The following is a 16,989-nucleotide window of genomic DNA, read 5'->3' as shown; positions in this document are numbered from 1 at the left end:
CGCGGGCCGCTGTTGACGGCCCGCGGTGGGCGGCCCGAGTCGGCACCGCCCACCACACAGGATGTATGCATTTCGCCACGCTGGGTAACATTTTCGAATTGTGTGGCTTTCTGGCGGCCTACCAGCCGTTGCCGATCTTCGCCGGCTCGACGGTCGAGTAGCCGCGCTTGGACTGGCCGGGGTACAGCCACAGGTCCCGCGTGCTGTCGTTGCGGGTCACGATGTCGGCGTGGCCGTCACCGTCCCAGTCGGCCAGGCCCGCGAAGGTGTAGCCGGTCCAGCCGTTGCCGATCTGCACGCGCTGCTCCGTCGAGTAGCCGCGCTTGGACTGGCCCGGGTACAGCCACAGGGCGCCGGTCGCGTCCTCGCGGGTCACGATGTCGGCGTTGCCGTCCTTGTCCCAGTCCGCGATCCCGGCCACGGTGTGCCCCGTCCAGCCGTTGCCGATCTGGACCCGGTCGATCGAGGAGTAGGCGCGCTTGGACTGGCCGGGGTAGACGTACAGGTCGCCGGTGGACTCGCTGCGCGCGACGATGTCCTGGTGGCCGTCCTTGTCCCAGTCGCCGAGCCCGAGGATCGTGAACCCGTGCCAGCCGTTGCCGATCTTCACGCGCGGGATGGACGAGTAGCCGCGCCGGGACTGGCCGGGGTAGAGGTACAGGTCGCCGGTCCCGTTCTCGACCGCGAGGATGTCCTGGTGGCCGTCCTTGTCCCAGTCGGTGACGCCGCCGAAGGTGAACCCGTTCCACCCGTTGCCGATCTTCACGCGCGGGATCGTGCTGTACCCGCGGACCGAGCGGCCGGGGTAGAGGTACAGGTCGCCGGTGCCGTTCTCGCGCACCACGATGTCCTGGTGGCCGTCGTGGTCCCAGTCCTGCACGCCGGCGACGGTGAACGCGCCGTCGGAGGCCGCGGCCGTGGCCGGCGCCGCGAGCGTGAGCGACGTGGCCAGCCCGATGCCCGCGGCGGCGGCGGCGATGCCCAGCTGTCGGATCTTCATGTCCCTGCTCCCCGTGTCGGTGGATCGTCGGTTACGACCTCAACATCACCGAGAGTAGGCGCGCAATAACTGAAAGCAACGTACCGGTCGCGTTCCTGTCAACCGTGTCAAACGCGCACGCGCGCGCTCGCCGGGTCGTACAAGGGGCGCAGCGAGGCCCGGGCCGGGTAGCTGGTGCCGGCCACCTCGACGGTCAGCGGGGCCGCGTCGAGCCAGGCCTGGTCGAGCGGTTCGGCCCCGGCGTCGAGCATCGCCAGCCCGACCGCGCCGCCGAGGGTGTGCCCGTAGGAGGCGGCCCGCACGTACCCGACGTCGCGCCCGTCGCGCCGGACCACCTCGGCGTGGTGCAGCAGCGCCTTCGGGTCGGTGACGAGCACCTGCACGAGCCGCCGGGTCAGCGGGCCGCGGGCCTTGAGCGCCACGACGGCGTCCCGGCCGATGAAGTCGCCCTTGTCCAGGTCCACGGCGAACCCGAGGCCGGCCGAGAGGACGTCGTCGGTGTTGTCGATGTCGTGGCCGTAGTCGCGGTACCCCTTCTCCATCCGCAGGCTCGCGAGGGCCTTGAGCCCGGCGTGGCGCAGGCCGTGCCCGGCCCCGGCGGCGACCAGGCGGTCGTGGACGTGCACCGCCTGCTCCGCCGGGATGTAGAGCTCGTAGCCCAGCTCCCCGACGTAGGTGATGCGCAGGCACAGCACCCGTGCGAAGCCGATCTCCAGCTCGGCCGCCCCGCGGAACGGCAGCGCGATCTCGGTGCCGGCCGCGGACTGCAGGATCTCCCGGGACCGCGGGCCCTGGACGTTGAGCTGGGCCCAGCCGGAGGTGACGTCGGTGGCGAAGGCGAGCCGGCCGTCGAGGTGGCGGCGCAGCCGGGTGAACGCGTGGCGGTGCGCGGTGTCGGAGGCGACCACCCAGAACCGCTCCTCGCCGAGCTGGGTGACGGTCAGGTCGGCCTCGATGGTGCCGCCCTCGTTGAGCCACTGGGTGTAGGTGACGGTGCCCGGGTTGGCGACCCGGCCGGCCGAGAGCTCCTCCAGGGCGGCGGCCGCGTCGCGCCCCTGGACCAGGAACTTGGCCATGAAGGACATGTCCATGAGGACCGCGTCCTCGCGGGCCGCGCGGTGCTCGGCGGCCCACTGCGGGAACCACGCCGGGCGGTCCCACGAGGGTTCGAAGGGGGCGTCGAAGCCGTACACGTCGGGCATCTCCCAGCCGGAGACGTCCCGGCGGAACGGCTTGTGCGCGGCCACCGCGTCGTGCAGGGGCGAGCGGCGGGCGTCGCGCCCCGTCGTCAGCGCCTTGCCGGGGAAGTGACAGGCGTAGACCTGACCCAGGGCTTCGACGGTACGGGCGGCGCGGTATTCCCGGTTGCGCTGGTAGGGCTGCAGGCGGTCGATGTGCATGCCGGTCACGTCGATGTCCGGGCGCCCGTCGGCGATCCAGGTGGCCAGGGCCTGCCCGATGCCGCCGCCGGTGAGGATGCCGATCGAGTTCAGCCCGGCCGCGACGAAGTAGTTGCGCAGCTCCGGGGACTCGCCGAAGACCGGCGCGAGGTCGGGCGTGAAGCTCTCCGGGCCGCAGAAGAAGGTCCGCACGCCGGCGGTCGCGGTGACCGGGATCCGGGCCATCGCCCGCTCCAGGTAGGGCGCCATGCGGTCCCAGTCGGGCGGGAGGGTGCCGAACGAGAAGCCGTCGGGGACCCGGTCGACGCTCCACGGGGCGGCCGCGCCCTCGAACAGCCCGACCATGAGGCCGCCGGTCTCCTCCCGGAAGTACCCATATGATCCCGGGTCCTCGAGCACGGGCAGGTCGGCGCGGACGCCGTCGATGGGCTCGGTGATGAGGTAGTAGTGCTCGGCCGCCTGCAGCGGCACGCTCACCCCGGCCTCCTCCGCGACCTGGCGGGCCCACATGCCGGCGCAGTTGACGACGACCTCCGCCTCGATGTCGCCGAAGGGGGTGCGCACCCCGGTGACCGTGTCGCGGCGGCGGAGGGTGCCGGTGACCGGTACCCCTTCCAGGATCTTCACCCCGCGCTGCCGGGCGCCCTTGGCGAGGGACATCGTGACGTCGACCGGGTTGGCCCGGCCGTCCTCGGCGACGTAGAACCCGGCCAGGACGTCGTCGGTGCGGGCGAGCGGGAACAGCCCCTTGACCTCGGCGGGGGAGATCTCGTGCACGTCGACGCCCAGGTGGCGGTTGAAGGCGGCGACGCGGCGGTACTCCTCCAGCCGCCCCTCGTCCGCCGCCAGCTCGATGAACCCGCACTGGCGCAGCCCGGTGGACAGGCCGGTCTCGTCCTCCAGGCTCGCGTACAGGTCGCGGGTGTACTGTCGCATCCGGGTCGAGGTCTCCGACAGCGAGCCGAACGTCACGATCAGCCCGGCCGCGTGCCAGGTGGTGCCGGCGGTGAGCCGGTCGCGCTCCAGCAGCAGGACGTCGGTGATCCCGGCCTTCGCCAGGTGGTACGCCACCGACGTCCCGATGACCCCACCACCCACGACCACCACACGCGCGCGCTCCGGAACGTTCATGGCAGCACTGTAACGGCCGACACCGCCGCGTTCCTCCAATCGGCCAGCCCACCGTCCTGACCTGGGGCTTTTCGAACGGCCCGGCGACATCTGGGCCGAGAATGCCAAAAGTCCCCGCACGGGCGACCCGGCGAGGTAGCCTCGTTGGCGCTGCCGCTGTTGATATGTCCACAGTGGACCAAATCGGGACCGGATCCGCGTGAACCGGCGTGAGCTGGGACACTTCTGGATTCATTCATGTCGGTCGGGAACACATCCGAGGCCGGCGGCGTTCGTTACACAACCAAGTCACCATGAGAGGGTGAACGCCATGGCCATCAGCACCGACTACGACGCCCCACGCAACCCGGTCGGAGCGGACCTCGCCGAGGACAGCCTGGAGGAGCTCACCGCGCGGCGGAGCAACGGCCAGTCGGCCGTCGTCGACGTGGACGAGAACGAGGCCGGTTTCGAGCTGCCCGGCGCGGAGCTGACCGACGAGGAGCTGACCGTTCCCGTCGTACCGATGCGGGGCGACGAGTTCCGCTGCTCCAGCTGCTTCCTGGTCCACCACCGCAGTCAGCTGTCGCGGGAGAAGAACGGCGCGCCGATCTGCACCGAATGTGATTGATGTGTCAGCCGCGGATCTTGACGCGAGTCAGATCCTCGGCGACGACAACCTCCCCGTCGAAGACCGCTTCCGCCTCCCGCCGGAAGCGTGACGGGTCGTCGTAGCGCTGCGAGAAGTGGGTGAGCACGAGCGTGCGCACCCCGCCCTCCGCGGCCACCCGCGCCGCCTGCCCGGCGGTCAGGTGCCCGTGCGCGACGGCCAGGTCCTCGTCCTCGGCGAGGTACGTCGACTCGATCACGAGCACGTCGGCGCCCTCGGCGAGCGTCCGCACGCCCGCACACAGCCGCGTGTCCATCACGAACGCGAAGCGCTGCCCCCGCCTGGGCTCGCTCACGTCCTCCAGCCGCACCCCGCCCAACGACCCGGCCCGCTGCAGCGCGGCGATGTCCGGTCCGGCGATGCCGTGCTCCCGCAGCCGCTCCGGGAGCATCCGCCGCCCGTCGGGTTCGACGAGGCGATAGCCGTAGGCCTCGATCCCGTGATCGAGCCGGTACGCCTCGATGCGCATTGTGCCGGTGTCCGCGAGCAGCCCCTCGCCCGCGACCGGGCGCTTGGTGATCGTCGCGGTGTCGTAGTAGGGCGCCGCGTACCTGAGGCGGTCGAAGTACACCTCCCCGGACGCCGGGAAGTGCGCCTGCACGTCGTGTTGCGAGCCGTCCAGGGAGATGCGCTGGATCACCCCCGGCAGGCCGAGGCAGTGGTCGCCGTGGAAGTGCGTGAGGCAGATCCGGGTGATGTCACTGGCCGCGACGCCGGCGTGGGCCATCTGGCGCTGGGTGCCGTCGCCCGGGTCGAAGAGGATGCCCTCGCCGTCCCAGCTCAGGAAATACCCGTTGTGGTTGCGCAGCTTGGTCGGCACCTGACTGGCGGTGCCGAGCACGACAAGCTCACGGTGCGACATTTCGCCGACTGTACCGGCGGCTCCACGCGATCCGCGCCGGCATTTTCCCGGTCGCGGCCAGCCGCGACCCAGTCTTGTTGCGGCTGCCGTCCCTCCGCGGCCGGCCGGAGCACCCGCGCCGGACCAGCTCCTGCTGGGCGACCACCTGCTCCTCGAGCCCGTCCGGTGCGATCCCGTAGGCCTTCGCGAAGACGGCGATTCGCCGGCGCCGGTCGGCCGGCCCGGGGTGCCGGTAGGAGCTCATCGCCTCCAGGTGGCCCAGCAGTGCGTGGACCGACGGGCTCCACGGCTGCACCGGCCGCCGCACGGTGTCGCCGACCCGCACGACCGTCCGGTGCGGCTGGTCCTGCAGCACCTCGTCCACGCCGCCGCACGCTTGCACCATCCGTGACCGGGGCGGGGGGACAGCGCTGCGTCGGGCAGACTCGGTCGCGGTCAGTGGCTCGCCGCCCGCGGCACGGCTCGACGCCGACCTCGCCGCGCGGTACCTCGCGGAGCGCTACAGCGAGGAGACGATGCTGCGTTTCGCCGCCGCGGTGTTGCGTGGCGGCGCACCCCTCGCGACCGCCGCCGCCCGCGAGGTGTTGCGTGCCGGGTGGGCGGAGGTCGAGACGGGGTGCGCCGCCTGTGCGGCCTCGTCAGCAGGCGTTGAGCATCGACTGGAGGGCGGTCTTCTCCGACGACTGGAGCTTCAGCTTGTAGGTGGACTTCACCGAGATCCACATGCGGGCGTAGGTGCAGCGGTACGACGTCAGCGGCGGCTGCCAGGTGGAGGGGTCCTGGTCGCCCTTGGACTGGTTGACGTTGTCGGTCACCGCGATCAGCTGGGGGTGGCTCAGGTCGTTGGCGAAGGACTGGCGCTGGGCCGTCGTCCACGACGAGGCGCCCGAGCGCCAGGCCTCGGCCAGCGGGACGACGTGGTCGATGTCGACGTCGCCCGAAGCGGTCCAGGTGGCGCCGTCGTACGGGCTGTACCAGCGGCCCGAGGTCGCTGCGCAGGAGCTGCTCGTGACCACCGAGGTGCCGTCGCGCTTGAGGACGGTCTCTCGGGTGTCGCAGGAGCCGGAGATGGTGATCCAGTGCGGGAACTTGTCGCGGCTGTAGCCGCTCATCGAGCCCTCGGTGGCCACGGTCAGGCCGTTGAGCTGGGACTGGGCGGTGGCCTTGGACGGGATGCCGGGAGGGGTGGCCCCGGCCGGGGCGGCGAGCGCCACGACGGACCCCGCGGTGACGGCGGCGACCACGGCGGCCGCGCGAACAACCCTGAGCATGCGTGCTCCCTTCGGTGTCAGGGAGCACGCTGCCCTAGATATTCACTTTAATCAATTGCTAGCTGAGGACGCGCAGCTGAACAGTGGTGGCCATGCCGGCCAGCTGGGTGAGGATGTCCTGCGGGTAGACGGCCGCGATGTCGGTGAGCAGGTAGCCGTACTCGCCGCGGGTGGCCAGGATCTGGCCCTCCACGTTGACCTTGTGGCCGGCGAAGATGCTGTTCACGTCGGCCAGCACGCCCGGGACGTTGTGGTGCAGCAGCGCGATGCGGTGCGTCTCCGGGGCCTGCTGCAGGTTCAGCGACGGCAGGTTGACGCTCAGCGTCGTGGAGCCCTCGGCCACGTACTTGTGCAGCTTCTCGGCCACGAAGGAGCCGATGTCGGACTGCGCCTCCTCGGTCGAGCCGCCGATGTGCGGGGTGAGGATCACGTTGGGCAGCCCGCGCAGGGCGGAGACGAACTCGTCGCCCTTGGCCTTGGGCTCCTTCGGGAACACGTCGACCGCGGCGCCCGCGAGGTGGCCGTTGTCGAGGTGCCGGCGCAGGGCGTCGTGGTCGATGACGAAGCCGCGGCTCAGGTTCAGGAAGATGCTCCGCGGGCGCATCCGGGCGAACTGCTCCTCGCCGAAGAAGCCGCTGTTGCCCGGGCGGCCGTCGACGTGCAGGGTGACGATGTCGGACACCTCCAGCAGCTCGTCGAGGGAGTTGCAGCGCACCGCGTTGCCGAGGGCGAGCCGTTCCGAGGTGTCGTAGAAGTACACCCGCAGACCGAGGTTCTCGCAGAGCACCGACAGCTGCGTGCCGATGTTGCCGTAGCCGACGATGCCGATGGACCGGCCGCGGACCTCGTGGGAGCCCGCCGCCTCCTTGTTCCACACGCCGTTGTGCATGTCGGCGTTCTTCTCGGTGAGCCGGCGGGTCAGCGCGATGATCTCGGCGATGGCCAGCTCCACCACGCTGCGGGTGTTGGAGAAGGGCGCGTTGAACACGGCGATGCCGGTCTCGGCGGCGGCGCGCAGGTCGATCTGGTCGGTGCCGATGCAGAAGGCGCCGATCGCCCGCAGGCTCGGGGCGGAGGCCAGGACGTTGGCGGTGACCTGGGTCTTGGAGCGGATGCCCAGCAGGTGGACCCCGTCGAGCCGGGAGATCAGCTCGTCCTCGTCGAGCGCGTGCCCGGCGGTGTCGACCTCGTACCCCTCGGAGCGCATCCGCTCGACCGCGACCGGGTGGATGTTTTCGAGGAACAGGACCCTCACCGGGTCGGCCTGGGATGTCAGTGGCAGCACACTCCCTACCCTAGGTGACCTCAGTTGCCACTGGTACGTGAGCCGCGACTCGTCCCGACCTGTGCGACGGCGTGCCGTGTGCGCAGCTTGTCCCGGATCTCCTCCGGGGTGTACGCCCGGCGCTGCCGCTCGGCCCGCGCGACCAGCACTCCCGTCGCCGCCACGCCGACCACACCGGCGAGCCCGACGACCTTCCACCACTTCATCCGCATGAGGCCCTAGGGTAGTCCGGGTGATGGTGGATCTCGATGAGGCCGTGCGCATGACACGCACGGGTGACCTGTGGGTGTTCCGCGGCCGCAGCACCGCCGATCGCGCCATCCAGACGCTCACCAACAGCCCGGTCAACCACGTCGGCATGGCGATCGTGCTCGAGGACATGCCGCCGCTGATGTGGCACGCCGAGCTGGGGCGCTCGCTGCCCGACATGTGGACCGGCACCAGGCAGCGCGGGGTCCAGCTGCACGACCTGCGCGACGCGGTCCTCGTCTGGGGCCGCCGGTACGGCCAGCGCGCCTGGCTCCGGCAGCTGTTCCCCGAGGCCGGGGCGGCGATGGAGGACGCCGCGCTGCGGACCGTCGCCCGCCTGGACGGCACCCCGTTCCCGTCCACCGCGCGCCTCGCCGGGCGCTGGTTCAAGGGCCGGCTGCCGAACCTGCGCCAGCCGGCCGGCGGCAGCCTGGAGACCGCGTACTGCGCCGAGGTGGTGGCTGTCACGTACGAGGACATGGGGCTGCTGGAACGCAAACGCCGCGCGAATTGGTACGACCCGGGCAAGTTCTGGAGCGGCGACGATCTGGAGCTGCTGGGCGGGGCCGGCCTCGGCGAAGAGATCGCGGTGCGCCTCCCCGACGTGTCGCCCTTACGACGCTGAGTCAGATCTGACCGTTCGGTCGGGCGCAGTCCGCGAACGGGCCGGGGTAATTTGCACGCGTGACCGAGCAGTCCCTCGACCACGACACCCAGCCCCTGCCGACGCCGGAACGGATCGCGGCGGCACTGGCGGTGCAGCAGGTCAGAGCCGACGCACCCAGCGACGCCACCCTGCCGCTGCCGCCGCCCCCGCCGAAGCAGCACCCGATCCACCGGATTCCGACCGCCTGGGTCGCCGCGCTGGCCGCCGGGGTCCTCGTCGCCGGCGGGGTGCTCGCCGTGCTCGTCACCCGCATCGGCCACGAGCCGGCCGAGGCCGCCGACGCGCCGCAGACCTTCAGCTCCCCGCACGCGCTCGTGGACTACCTGGAGCGGCGCGGGCTGCCCTGCTCCGGCTACGAGGCCGTGTCGGCCCCGGGCAAGGCCACCGAGCGGGGCCGCTGCACGGCGGGCGGGCAGGTCGTCGGGGTCGGTGTCTACCCGGCGCACAGCGACGTCGAGGCGCAGTGGTCCGCCGAGGCCGGCAACCCCGGTCCGCTGTTCATGGCCCTCGGCGAGAACTGGACCGTCGACGGCCCGGCCGACTGGACCAAGCGCGTGGCCGAGGTGCTGAGCGCGCAGTACCGCGCGCAACCGTAGGATTCCCGAGTGCTTGATCGATTTCTTCGGGCCTGGCTGGGCAGCTGGCCCTCGACCGCCCGGACCGGCCTGACCGTCGTCGGCAGCCCGCGGCGGGAGCAGCCCCGGTGGGACGGCGGCGAGCAGCGGGCCCTCGGGGTGAGCGACGCCGCCGGCAACGGCGTGCTGTCCGTCCCGCCCGGCAGCGTCGACGCGGTCGCGGAACTCGTGGCGGCCACCGCGCCGGGCGACCTCGAAGCGACCCTGGCCGCGCGGCTGCCGGGCCTGGTCGGGCGGCCCGAGCAGGTCTTCTTCACCGGCGTGTTCCGGTGGAGCGAGGCGCCGGCGGCGATGGAGGACGCGGGGGAGTGGGAGCCGTCCGACGGGCCCGGCATCCCCGACTGGCTGCGGCCGTTCCCGGGCGACGTGCTCATCGCGCGGGAGCCGGGCACCGGGGCGTACCTGGCCGGCGTCGGGCTCAAGCCGCACGACCCGACCGGCGTCGAGATCTCGGTCGGCACCGAGGAGCGCGCCCGCGGCCGGGGACTCGCGCGGCGGCTCGTGACCAGGGCGGCCAGGCGGATCGTGCAGGCACGGGCGGTACCGATATATCTGCACGACCCGGCGAACACCGCGAGCGCCCATGTCGCCGTCGCGTCGGGCTTCCCGGACCTCGGCTGGAAGATCCATGCGCTGGCCGGGAACGCGTAACGAGGCGGCGCGAAAAACCGCAGATCGGCGCCGGGCGGGTCGATGAGTGCGGTATGTTCCCCCGTTCCGGTGCCGTGCACGTGGGCCGACAGCCGATCTTCTCCCGGCACGGCGACGTGCACGGGTACGAGCTGCTCTTCCGCGGCGACGCGGGGGCGATCGAGGCCGATGAGCGCGGCGCGTACGCCACGAGCCGGGTCCTCATCACCGCCTTCACCGAGATCGGCATCGAGCCGCTGTGCGGGCGCGGGCTGTGCTTCGTGAACCTGACCCGCGAGTTCCTCGTCGGCGACCTGCCGCTGCCGTTCGACGCCGAGCAGGTGGTGCTCGAGATCCTGGAGACCGTCGAGATCGACGACGAGGTCGTGGACGCGGTCGCCGACCTGGTCCGGCAGGGGTACCGCATCGCGCTGGACGACTACGTCTTCGGCCTCGGCCACGAGCCGCTGCTTGAGCTCGCCGCGTACGTGAAGATCGACGTGCTGGAGACGCCGGCCGAGGACCTCGTGGCGACCGTGGAGCGCTGCCGGAAGTACGCCGGCGTGAAGCTCGTCGCCGAACGGCTGGAGACCCCGGAGCAGCTCGACCTCGCGCGGGCGCTCGGGTTCGACTATTTCCAGGGGTACTTCCTGGGGCGCCCCCAGGTCGTCAGCGCCGCCGCCCTCTCGCCGTCGCGGCTCGCCCGGGTCGAGCTGCTGAGCCTGCTCGTCGGCCCGAGCATTCCGCTCGCCCGGGTCGTCGGCCTGGTGACCAGCGACCCGGCGCTGTCCCTGCGGCTCATGGCGGCCGCCAACGCCGACTCGCTCGGCCTGCCGGTCAAGGTGTCCTCGGTGCACGAGGCGGTGCTGCTGCTCGGCGTCGACCGGCTGCGCGACTGGGCCACCCTGATGCTCGTCAGCGATCTCGACGACCCCGGCACGCACCAGCTGTCGGCCGCCGTGACCCGGGCCCGGATGTGCCAGAACATCGCCGGGCGGATGGACCTGCCGCCCGAGGCCGCGTTCACGGTCGGGCTGATCTCGGCCGTCGCCGAGCTGCTCGGCCAGCCCGCCGCCGACCTGGCCGTGCGCCTGTCGCTGAGCCACGACGTGACCGAGGCGCTGGTCGAGGGGACCGGGCCGCTGGGCGAGCTGCTGTCCCTGGTCGCCGCGTACGAGGCGTCCGACCTGCCGATGCTGCTCGCGGCGCCGCTGCCGGTGGAGGACACGGCGCGGGCCTATCTGGACGCGGTGGCGTACACCGGGCAGATCATCGCCCCGCGGGCCCGCCCCGGCTCTTGAATCCCGGCCGCACCGGCCGATGGAGGAATGTGGACAGCACCAGCCCCGTGCACATCGGCCGTCAGGCGCTGTACGACGCCCAGGGCCACGTCGCCGCCTACGAGCTGCTGTTCCGCGACAGCCCGCACGCCATGGAGGCCGCGGCCCGCGACAGCGCCGCGACCAGCCAGGTGATCGTCGAGGCGTTCACCGCCTTCGGCATCGAGGAGCTCGTCGGCGACAAGCGCTGCTTCATCAACCTGACCCGCGAGTTCCTGGTCGGCGAGCTGCCGCTGCCGTTCGAGCCGGGCACCGTCGGGCTGGAGATCCTGCCCGGGGTCGACGTCGACGACGACGTGGTGGCCGCCGCGGCCGCCCTGACCGAGTCCGGCCACCGCCTCGCCATCGACGGGTACACCGGCGACGCGGCCGGTGCCCGCCTGCTGCCGCACGTGCACTACGTGAAGATCGACATGCTGGCCGGCGACCGGCAGCGGATCCGCGGCCTGATCGACCAGTGCCGGCGCATCCCGCGGATCCGCCTGATCGCCCAGCGCATCGAGACCCCGGAGCTGCTGGACCTGGCCGTCCGGCACGGCTTCCAGCTGTTCCAGGGCCACGCGCTGAGCCGCCCGCACCTGGTCACCACCCAGGCCCTGAACCCGACCCGGCTGGCCCGGGTGCGGCTGCTGACCGAGCTGGCCGCCGAGGACGTCGACCTGGACCGCGCGGTGGCGACCATCGAGCGCGACCCGGCCCTCGCGGTGCGCATCCTGCGCGGGGTGAACGCCGCGTCCAACGGCCTCAAGCAGCCCGTCTCGTCGATTTTCCAGGCGGTCGTACTGCTGGGAGTCCCCCAGGTCCGCCAGTGGGCGACGCTCATGATGGTCGCCGACCTCGCCGACGGCGACGAGTCGATCCTGACCGACGCGGTCGTGCGGGCCCGCATGTGCCAGACGGTGGCCGAGCGCCGCGGCGCCGGTGCCGGCCCGACGGCCTTCACGGTCGGCCTGCTCTCGGCCATCGGCGACCTGATCGGCGGGCCGGTCGGCGCGCTGACCGACCAGCTGCCGCTCACCCCCGAGGTCGCGGAGGCGGTCGTGCACGGCACCGGCGACCTCGGCGACGTGCTGCGCGACGTGCGCACCTACCAGCGCGGCGGCCCGGCCGACCTGCACGGCGACCTCCTGGCCGCGCTCAGCTGGACCAACGGCTCACTGTCGGAGCCGTCTTTGCAGTAGTCCAATTGCTGCCGCCAGGCCCAGCGTCACCATGGCGATCGCGCTGAGCAGCAGCGTGTGCTCGGCGCCGAGGGCGGTGACCAGGGGACCTCCGGCGGCGGTGCCCAGCGGCACCGCGATGACCGTGATCGACCCGAACGTCGCGAGCACCTGCGGCAGCCGATCGGCCGGCGTCGTTCGCTGAAACAGCGCCATCGCCATCGGTACGTACGGTGCCCAGCACAGCCCCGCCAGCCCGAACATCGGCAGCGACACCGCCGCGGGCGCCCCGAGGCCGAGCGGCAGGACGGTCAGCCCGAACGCGAGGATGATCCCGATCGTCGCCGGCCACTGGGGCAGGCGGCGCAGATACGCCGTGGCCAGGCCGCCGACGACGGCGCCGATGCCGAACGCGGTGTAGTACAGGCCGAGCAGGGTCGCCGAGGCGTGCAGGTCGTCGGCGACGTGCAGCGGCAGCGCCACGTAGAACGGCCCGAACACCAGGAAGAACACGAACGAGACGACGAGGAGCCCGGACAGAGTCCTGGCCTTCGGTGTCGTCGCGGGCTCCGGGCCCTTTGCGCCGACTGCCCAGCGGTACGTCAGTGCGAGCACCGCGAAGCTGGCCGCGTCGATCGCGAGCACGACGGCGGGGTCGGTCCAGCCGATGAGCAGCCCGGCGAGCGGCGGCCCGGCGATCGTGGCCGCCTCGCCGAGGACGCCGAGCAGACCGTTCGCGGCCAGGTGGTGCTCGGGCGGGAGGGTTCTCGGCGATCAGCGTGTACCGCCCGGCCGAGCCCCAGGCGGCGAGGAGCGAGGAGAGGGCGAGGAACAGGACGTACAAGACGGGGGTCAGGCTGTTGAGCGAGTGCACGAGGACGATCGCGGCCAGACCGCCCGCGCGCAGGATCGCGTTCCACCCGGCCAGCTGCGCGCCGGGCCGGTGGCGCAGGAACCGCCCGAACAGCGCCCCACCGAGCGCGGCGGGCAGCGAGTAGGCCACGACCGCCGCCGCCACCCAGCTGCCGCGGCTGCCGTCCGGCGCCAGTTCGAGGGCCAGCCAGCTGATCGCCACGAGCGACATGCCGTCCCCGAGCGCGGAGATCGCGATGCCCGGCAGCACCCGCCGCAGCACGGGGTGGCTGATGACGGGCCAGTACGGGGTGGAACGCATGCCGTGCAGCTGATCGCATCGGGCGCCGCGGGGGCAAGAATTATCGCCAGAGGCGCAAAACTGGCGGGATTGGACTATCTTGCTGGCCATGCGTGGGTGGCCTTTCGGGCTCGCCGCGTGGCTCCTCGTCGCGGGCGCCGCGCAGGCGGCCGGTTTCGTGGCGGTCTGGCGGTTCTTCGTGCACAGCGAGCACGGCCAGCGCCTGGACTACGTGGCGCTGACCGGCAACAGCATCGGCCAGACGCACGTCTGGGGCCTCGTGCACGACACGCTGAGCACCATTTCGGTACTGTCCGTAGCCGTCGCCACCGTCGCGATCGGCTTCATCGCCCTGGCCCGCCGCAAGCTGGCCCTGGCCGTCGGCGCGGTGCTGCTCGTCGGCGGCTCGAACGCGACCACCCAGGTCTTCAAGGCCCTCATCTACCGGCCCCACCTCGGCGTCGACGTGGACCGCGTGGCCGCCGGCAACAGCCTCCCGAGCGGCCACACGACCGTCGCCGCGTCCGTGGTGGTGGCCCTGATTCTCGTGGTACCGCCGAAGACCCGCGGCCCGGTAGCGCTGGCCGGCGCGGTCATCGCGTCCCTGGTCGGCGTGGCCACCCTCTCGGCCGGCTGGCACCGCCCGAGCGACGCGGTGGCGGCCCTGCTGGTGGTGGGCGCCTGGGCCGCGGCGGCAAGCCTGTTCATCGTCATCTTCCAGCGCCGCCACGGGGGCGTCACGTACGGCACGGCGAACCTGTACACGACGGTGTTCCTGGCGCTGGTCTCGGTCGGGCTGCTGGTCGGGGCCCTGATCGCGCTGCGCCTGACGGACGACGTGATCGCGCGGGCGGTGGACGATCTGAGCCGTCGGCGCCTGTTCGTCGCGTACGCGGGGGGCGCCCTGGGCATCACCGGCACCGCGGGCCTGGTGATCGCGGGCGTGCTGGCCACGGCGCACCGGGTGGTGCCGCAGTGGGTTCCGGCGGATCCTTCGGATGACGAGCCGGCGCCGGTCGCCGCCGCGCCGGTTCGGCGGCCGGATGCTCCTCCGGCTCCGGCCATGACCCGCCGGCCGCCTCAGTCCTGGCCTGGTGCTGAGGAGGACACGGTGCCCCAGCGGCTCTCGTCCGGTGATGAGGTGACCGAGCCGCTGCCGGGTCAGGCCCGCGCGGAGGATGCCACCGTGCGGCTCGGTGGCCCTGGGGACCAGACCACGCAGCGCATCACCTGAGGCGCACCACCTGCCCGATCTCGAGCGCCACCCAGACGTTCCCGTCGGGGGTGACGGCAAGCCCGTGCGGCTCGGACCGGGGCGTCGGCAGCTCGTACGTCTCGATCGTCCCACCGTCCCCGCTGATGTGCCCGACCCGGTTCCCGGCCCACTCGGTGAACCAGCACCCTCCCGCGGGATCGGCCACGATGGCATGCGGCCGGGCCCCGCGATCGGGCAGCGGAAACTCGTCGATCTTCCCGGCGCCGGTGATCCGCCCGACCTGCCCGGCCCCGATCTCGACGAACCAGGCCGCCCCGTCCCCGCCGGCACAGATCCCGACGGGCGCCGCTGCCTCCGTAGGCAGGGGGTACACGGCGCCGGTATCGACCCGGGCGATGGCGTTGCCCTGGTTGAGCGTGCACCAGAGCGCCCCGTCCTCCCCGGCGGCCAGCATGGAGGGCATCCCGCCGGACGTGGAAAGCTCGATGGCGGCGGCGGTCCCGTCGAGCCCGACCCGCCAGACCCGATCGGCGTTGAGCTCGGTGGTCCAGAGCTGCCCACCCTGCACGGCAAGCCCGTACGGCGACGGGATCGCGAAGGACGAGAGCTCCCCGTTGACGGTGATCCGCCCGATCCGCCCGTCCTGGAACCGGCTGAACCAGAGCGCCCCGTCCGGCCCGCTCACGATCACCGACGGCCCGGCTCCGGGATTGTCGAGGTCGAACAGCGTCACGTCACCGGCGGGGGTGAGCCGCGCGATCTGCCCGGAGTGGACGAGCGTGCACCAGAGGTTCCCGTCCGGCCCCACCACAATCCCGTACGGCCCGCTCGTGTCCCCACCGACCGCAAACTCCTGCATGTCGCCTCCCTGCCCGATCGTTAACGCGACAATCGTCGCGATATGATCCTGGCATGGACGCCCCGACCCCCGCAACCGACGCCGCCCCACTCCGCGACTCCGCACCGCATGGCGCCACCACCCCCGACCAGCCCGAGAATGCACCCGCCGACCGCGCCGCCGCAGGCGAGACCGCCGCGGCCGGCGCTATCGGAGCGGCAGGCGGTTCTGCCGCGACCGGCGGTTCGGATGCAGCGCGCGGAACTGATGCGGCTGGCGATCCTGCCGCGGTGGCCGGTGCTGACGTGGCGGATGGTGCTGGTGTGGCGGGCGGTGCTGACGTGACCGGTGTTTCGAATGCGGCGCGTGGTTCTGCCGTGGTGGCCGGTGCTGGTGCGGTGGGCGGTGCTGATGTGGTCGACGGTGCTGGCGCGGCGAGCGGTGCTGGTGTGGTCGACGGTGCTGGGGTGGCGGGCAGTGTTGGCGCGGCGGGCGGTTTGGATGTGGCCGGTGCGTCTGGTGCGTCTGGTGCGTCTGGTGCGTCTGGTGCGTCTGGTGTGGCTGGCGGTGCTGGTGTGGCTGGCGGTGCCGGTGTGGCGGGCGGGGCTGGTGCGACGGGCGGGGCTGGTGGCGCGAGGCGGCGGCCGGGCGGGCGCAGTGCCGAGGTGCGCCGCCGGGTGCTGGCGGCCGTCGCGGACCTGCTCGTCGAGTCCGGCTACGACGCGGTCACCGTGGACGCGGTCGCGGAGCGGTCCGGTGTGCACCGCGCGACCGTGTACCGGCGCTGGGCCGACGTCGGCGGTCTCCTCGCCGACGTTCTCGCCGCGGCCGCCACCGACGACTGGCAGCCGCCCGACACCGGGTCCCTGCGTGGCGACCTGCGGGCCGTCAACCGCGAGGTGCATGCCGCACTCACCGGTGGGTCGCCGATCACGACCGCGCTCATCGCCGCGTCGTTCCGCTCGCCGGCCGCCGCCGATGCGCTGCGCGCCTTCTGGCTCGACCGCTTCGAGCGCTGCGCGCCGATCGTCACGCGTGCGCTCGACCGAGGTGAGCTGGCCGCGCCCGTCGATCACCGGGAGCTGCTCGTCGCTGCCACCGCGCCCGTCTACTTCGAAGAGCTCCTCCTCCGGCATCCCTCCAATCCCGACCGCTGGGCCGACCTCGCCGCCGACCAGGCACGCTGACCGCGACCCGGCCCAGACGCCGCCCTGGCCCGGCTCGGCTCGGCCCCGGCCCGACGCGGCCCCTGCCCGACCCGGCCCGACGCGGCCCCGGCCCGGCCTGGCCCGGCATCCGGCCCGGTCGGCCCGTGAGACCTGGCGCCGCCCCTCATCCCGCGGCCCGAGCCGGCACTCGGAACCTCTGAACGGGGGGGCGATCCCACTTCTCTGGCTCGCCGTTGAGTCTGGCAAATCGCCGGTGTCATCCAGGTGTCAACGAAAACGGCAAAACCACCAAAAGCCGCAAGCGCGCCCGAACAACGACGGGACCCGGGGACCG

General features: G+C 72.4%; 16 protein-coding genes and 1 pseudogene. 8 read left to right on the top strand and 9 right to left on the bottom strand.

Annotation, left to right across the window (positions count from 1 at the left end):
• Positions 1–118: 118 nt before the first annotated feature.
• Both ACQPZ4_RS34275 and ACQPZ4_RS34270 read right to left on the bottom strand, forming a co-directional pair.
• Positions 119–1,000: an FG-GAP repeat domain-containing protein gene (locus ACQPZ4_RS34275; RefSeq protein ID WP_433044987.1), complete on the bottom strand. Its 882-nt coding sequence runs from the start codon at positions 998–1,000 to the stop codon at positions 119–121.
• Between the two features lie 107 nt (positions 1,001–1,107).
• Positions 1,108–3,531, bottom strand: a complete 2,424-nt coding sequence (locus tag ACQPZ4_RS34270; protein WP_433044984.1) for a GcvT family protein — start codon at positions 3,529–3,531, stop codon at positions 1,108–1,110.
• A gap of 316 nt (positions 3,532–3,847) precedes the next feature.
• On the opposite strand from ACQPZ4_RS34270, the gene ACQPZ4_RS34265 reads away from it, so the two are divergent.
• Positions 3,848–4,141, top strand: a complete 294-nt coding sequence (locus ACQPZ4_RS34265) for a DUF4193 domain-containing protein (protein ID WP_433066767.1) — start codon at positions 3,848–3,850, stop codon at positions 4,139–4,141.
• 4 nt (positions 4,142–4,145) lie between these two features.
• Here the strand turns inward: ACQPZ4_RS34265 and ACQPZ4_RS34260 are convergent, their stop codons facing one another.
• The 5 genes from ACQPZ4_RS34260 to ACQPZ4_RS34240 all read right to left on the bottom strand — a co-directional run bounded on the left by ACQPZ4_RS34260 (position 4,146) and on the right by ACQPZ4_RS34240 (position 7,804).
• Positions 4,146–5,042, bottom strand: a complete 897-nt coding sequence (locus ACQPZ4_RS34260; protein WP_433044981.1) for a ribonuclease Z — start codon at positions 5,040–5,042, stop codon at positions 4,146–4,148.
• Positions 5,029–5,406 (bottom strand): hypothetical protein, encoded by a 378-nt coding sequence (locus tag ACQPZ4_RS34255; RefSeq protein ID WP_433067150.1) that lies wholly within the window; start codon positions 5,404–5,406, stop codon positions 5,029–5,031. Before ACQPZ4_RS34255 ends, ACQPZ4_RS34260 begins: the two co-directional genes overlap by 14 nt.
• Before the next feature lie 274 nt (positions 5,407–5,680).
• Positions 5,681–6,313, bottom strand: a complete 633-nt coding sequence (locus tag ACQPZ4_RS34250) for an HNH endonuclease family protein (RefSeq protein WP_433044978.1) — start codon at positions 6,311–6,313, stop codon at positions 5,681–5,683.
• A gap of 58 nt (positions 6,314–6,371) precedes the next feature.
• A complete protein-coding gene (gene serA / locus ACQPZ4_RS34245) occupies positions 6,372–7,598 on the bottom strand; it encodes a phosphoglycerate dehydrogenase (protein ID WP_433044975.1) in 1,227 nt (408 codons plus the stop codon).
• A gap of 20 nt (positions 7,599–7,618) precedes the next feature.
• Positions 7,619–7,804 (bottom strand): hypothetical protein, encoded by a 186-nt coding sequence (locus ACQPZ4_RS34240; RefSeq protein ID WP_433066765.1) that lies wholly within the window; start codon positions 7,802–7,804, stop codon positions 7,619–7,621.
• 56 nt (positions 7,805–7,860) lie between these two features.
• Here ACQPZ4_RS34240 and ACQPZ4_RS34235 point away from each other — a divergent pair, with 56 nt between their 5' ends.
• The 5 genes from ACQPZ4_RS34235 (at position 7,861) to ACQPZ4_RS34215 (ending at position 12,300) form a co-directional block, all read left to right on the top strand.
• Entirely contained in the window at positions 7,861–8,472 is a 612-nt protein-coding gene (locus ACQPZ4_RS34235; protein WP_433044972.1) for a hypothetical protein, read from the top strand.
• A gap of 59 nt (positions 8,473–8,531) precedes the next feature.
• Positions 8,532–9,110 (top strand): hypothetical protein, encoded by a 579-nt coding sequence (locus ACQPZ4_RS34230; RefSeq protein ID WP_433044969.1) that lies wholly within the window; start codon positions 8,532–8,534, stop codon positions 9,108–9,110.
• A gap of 9 nt (positions 9,111–9,119) precedes the next feature.
• Positions 9,120–9,800, top strand: a complete 681-nt coding sequence (locus ACQPZ4_RS34225) for a GNAT family N-acetyltransferase (protein ID WP_433044966.1) — start codon at positions 9,120–9,122, stop codon at positions 9,798–9,800.
• 80 nt (positions 9,801–9,880) lie between these two features.
• Positions 9,881–11,080 carry an EAL and HDOD domain-containing protein gene (locus tag ACQPZ4_RS34220; protein WP_433044963.1) on the top strand — a complete coding sequence of 400 codons (1,200 nt, stop codon included), beginning with the start codon at positions 9,881–9,883 and terminating at the stop codon, positions 11,078–11,080.
• 29 nt (positions 11,081–11,109) lie between these two features.
• Positions 11,110–12,300 carry an EAL and HDOD domain-containing protein gene (locus ACQPZ4_RS34215; RefSeq protein WP_433044960.1) on the top strand — a complete coding sequence of 397 codons (1,191 nt, stop codon included), beginning with the start codon at positions 11,110–11,112 and terminating at the stop codon, positions 12,298–12,300.
• Here the strand turns inward: ACQPZ4_RS34215 and ACQPZ4_RS34210 are convergent.
• Positions 12,274–12,924: an MFS transporter gene (locus tag ACQPZ4_RS34210; RefSeq protein ID WP_433044957.1), complete on the bottom strand. Its 651-nt coding sequence runs from the start codon at positions 12,922–12,924 to the stop codon at positions 12,274–12,276. The two genes, ACQPZ4_RS34215 and ACQPZ4_RS34210, sit on opposite strands and share 27 nt — an antisense overlap.
• Positions 12,925–13,541: 617 nt before the next feature.
• Here ACQPZ4_RS34210 and ACQPZ4_RS34205 point away from each other — a divergent pair.
• Positions 13,542–14,408: pseudogene (locus ACQPZ4_RS34205) on the top strand (phosphatase PAP2 family protein); the annotation flags it as partial.
• Positions 14,409–14,658: 250 nt separating this feature from the next.
• Here the strand turns inward: ACQPZ4_RS34205 and ACQPZ4_RS34200 are convergent.
• Positions 14,659–15,507 (bottom strand): Vgb family protein, encoded by an 849-nt coding sequence (locus ACQPZ4_RS34200; RefSeq protein WP_433044954.1) that lies wholly within the window; start codon positions 15,505–15,507, stop codon positions 14,659–14,661.
• A gap of 656 nt (positions 15,508–16,163) precedes the next feature.
• On the opposite strand from ACQPZ4_RS34200, the gene ACQPZ4_RS34195 reads away from it, so the two are divergent.
• Positions 16,164–16,673 carry a TetR/AcrR family transcriptional regulator gene (locus ACQPZ4_RS34195; protein ID WP_433066762.1) on the top strand — a complete coding sequence of 170 codons (510 nt, stop codon included), beginning with the start codon at positions 16,164–16,166 and terminating at the stop codon, positions 16,671–16,673.
• Positions 16,674–16,989: the final 316 nt, after the last annotated feature.

It is taken from the genome of Dactylosporangium sp. CS-033363, assembly GCF_050942475.1.
Lineage (GTDB): Bacteria > Actinomycetota > Actinomycetes > Mycobacteriales > Micromonosporaceae > Dactylosporangium.
The sequence above is the reverse complement of the archived record's forward strand: the minus strand, read 5'-3'. Positions and strand labels throughout refer to the sequence as shown.

What these genes read in the sequence shown, in the direction of transcription:
- ACQPZ4_RS34275 (WP_433044987.1), bottom strand. Translation starts at nt 1,000, where the DNA reads ATGAAGATCCGACAGCTGGGCATCGCCGCCGCCGCCGCGGGCATCGGG.
- ACQPZ4_RS34270 (WP_433044984.1), bottom strand. Translation starts at nt 3,531, where the DNA reads ATGAACGTTCCGGAGCGCGCGCGTGTGGTGGTCGTGGGTGGTGGGGTC.
- ACQPZ4_RS34260 (WP_433044981.1), bottom strand. Translation starts at nt 5,042, where the DNA reads ATGTCGCACCGTGAGCTTGTCGTGCTCGGCACCGCCAGTCAGGTGCCG.
- ACQPZ4_RS34250 (WP_433044978.1), bottom strand. Translation starts at nt 6,313, where the DNA reads ATGCTCAGGGTTGTTCGCGCGGCCGCCGTGGTCGCCGCCGTCACCGCG.
- ACQPZ4_RS34240 (WP_433066765.1), bottom strand. Translation starts at nt 7,804, where the DNA reads ATGAAGTGGTGGAAGGTCGTCGGGCTCGCCGGTGTGGTCGGCGTGGCG.
- ACQPZ4_RS34235 (WP_433044972.1), top strand. Translation starts at nt 7,861, where the DNA reads ATGACACGCACGGGTGACCTGTGGGTGTTCCGCGGCCGCAGCACCGCC.
- ACQPZ4_RS34200 (WP_433044954.1), bottom strand. Translation starts at nt 15,507, where the DNA reads ATGCAGGAGTTTGCGGTCGGTGGGGACACGAGCGGGCCGTACGGGATT.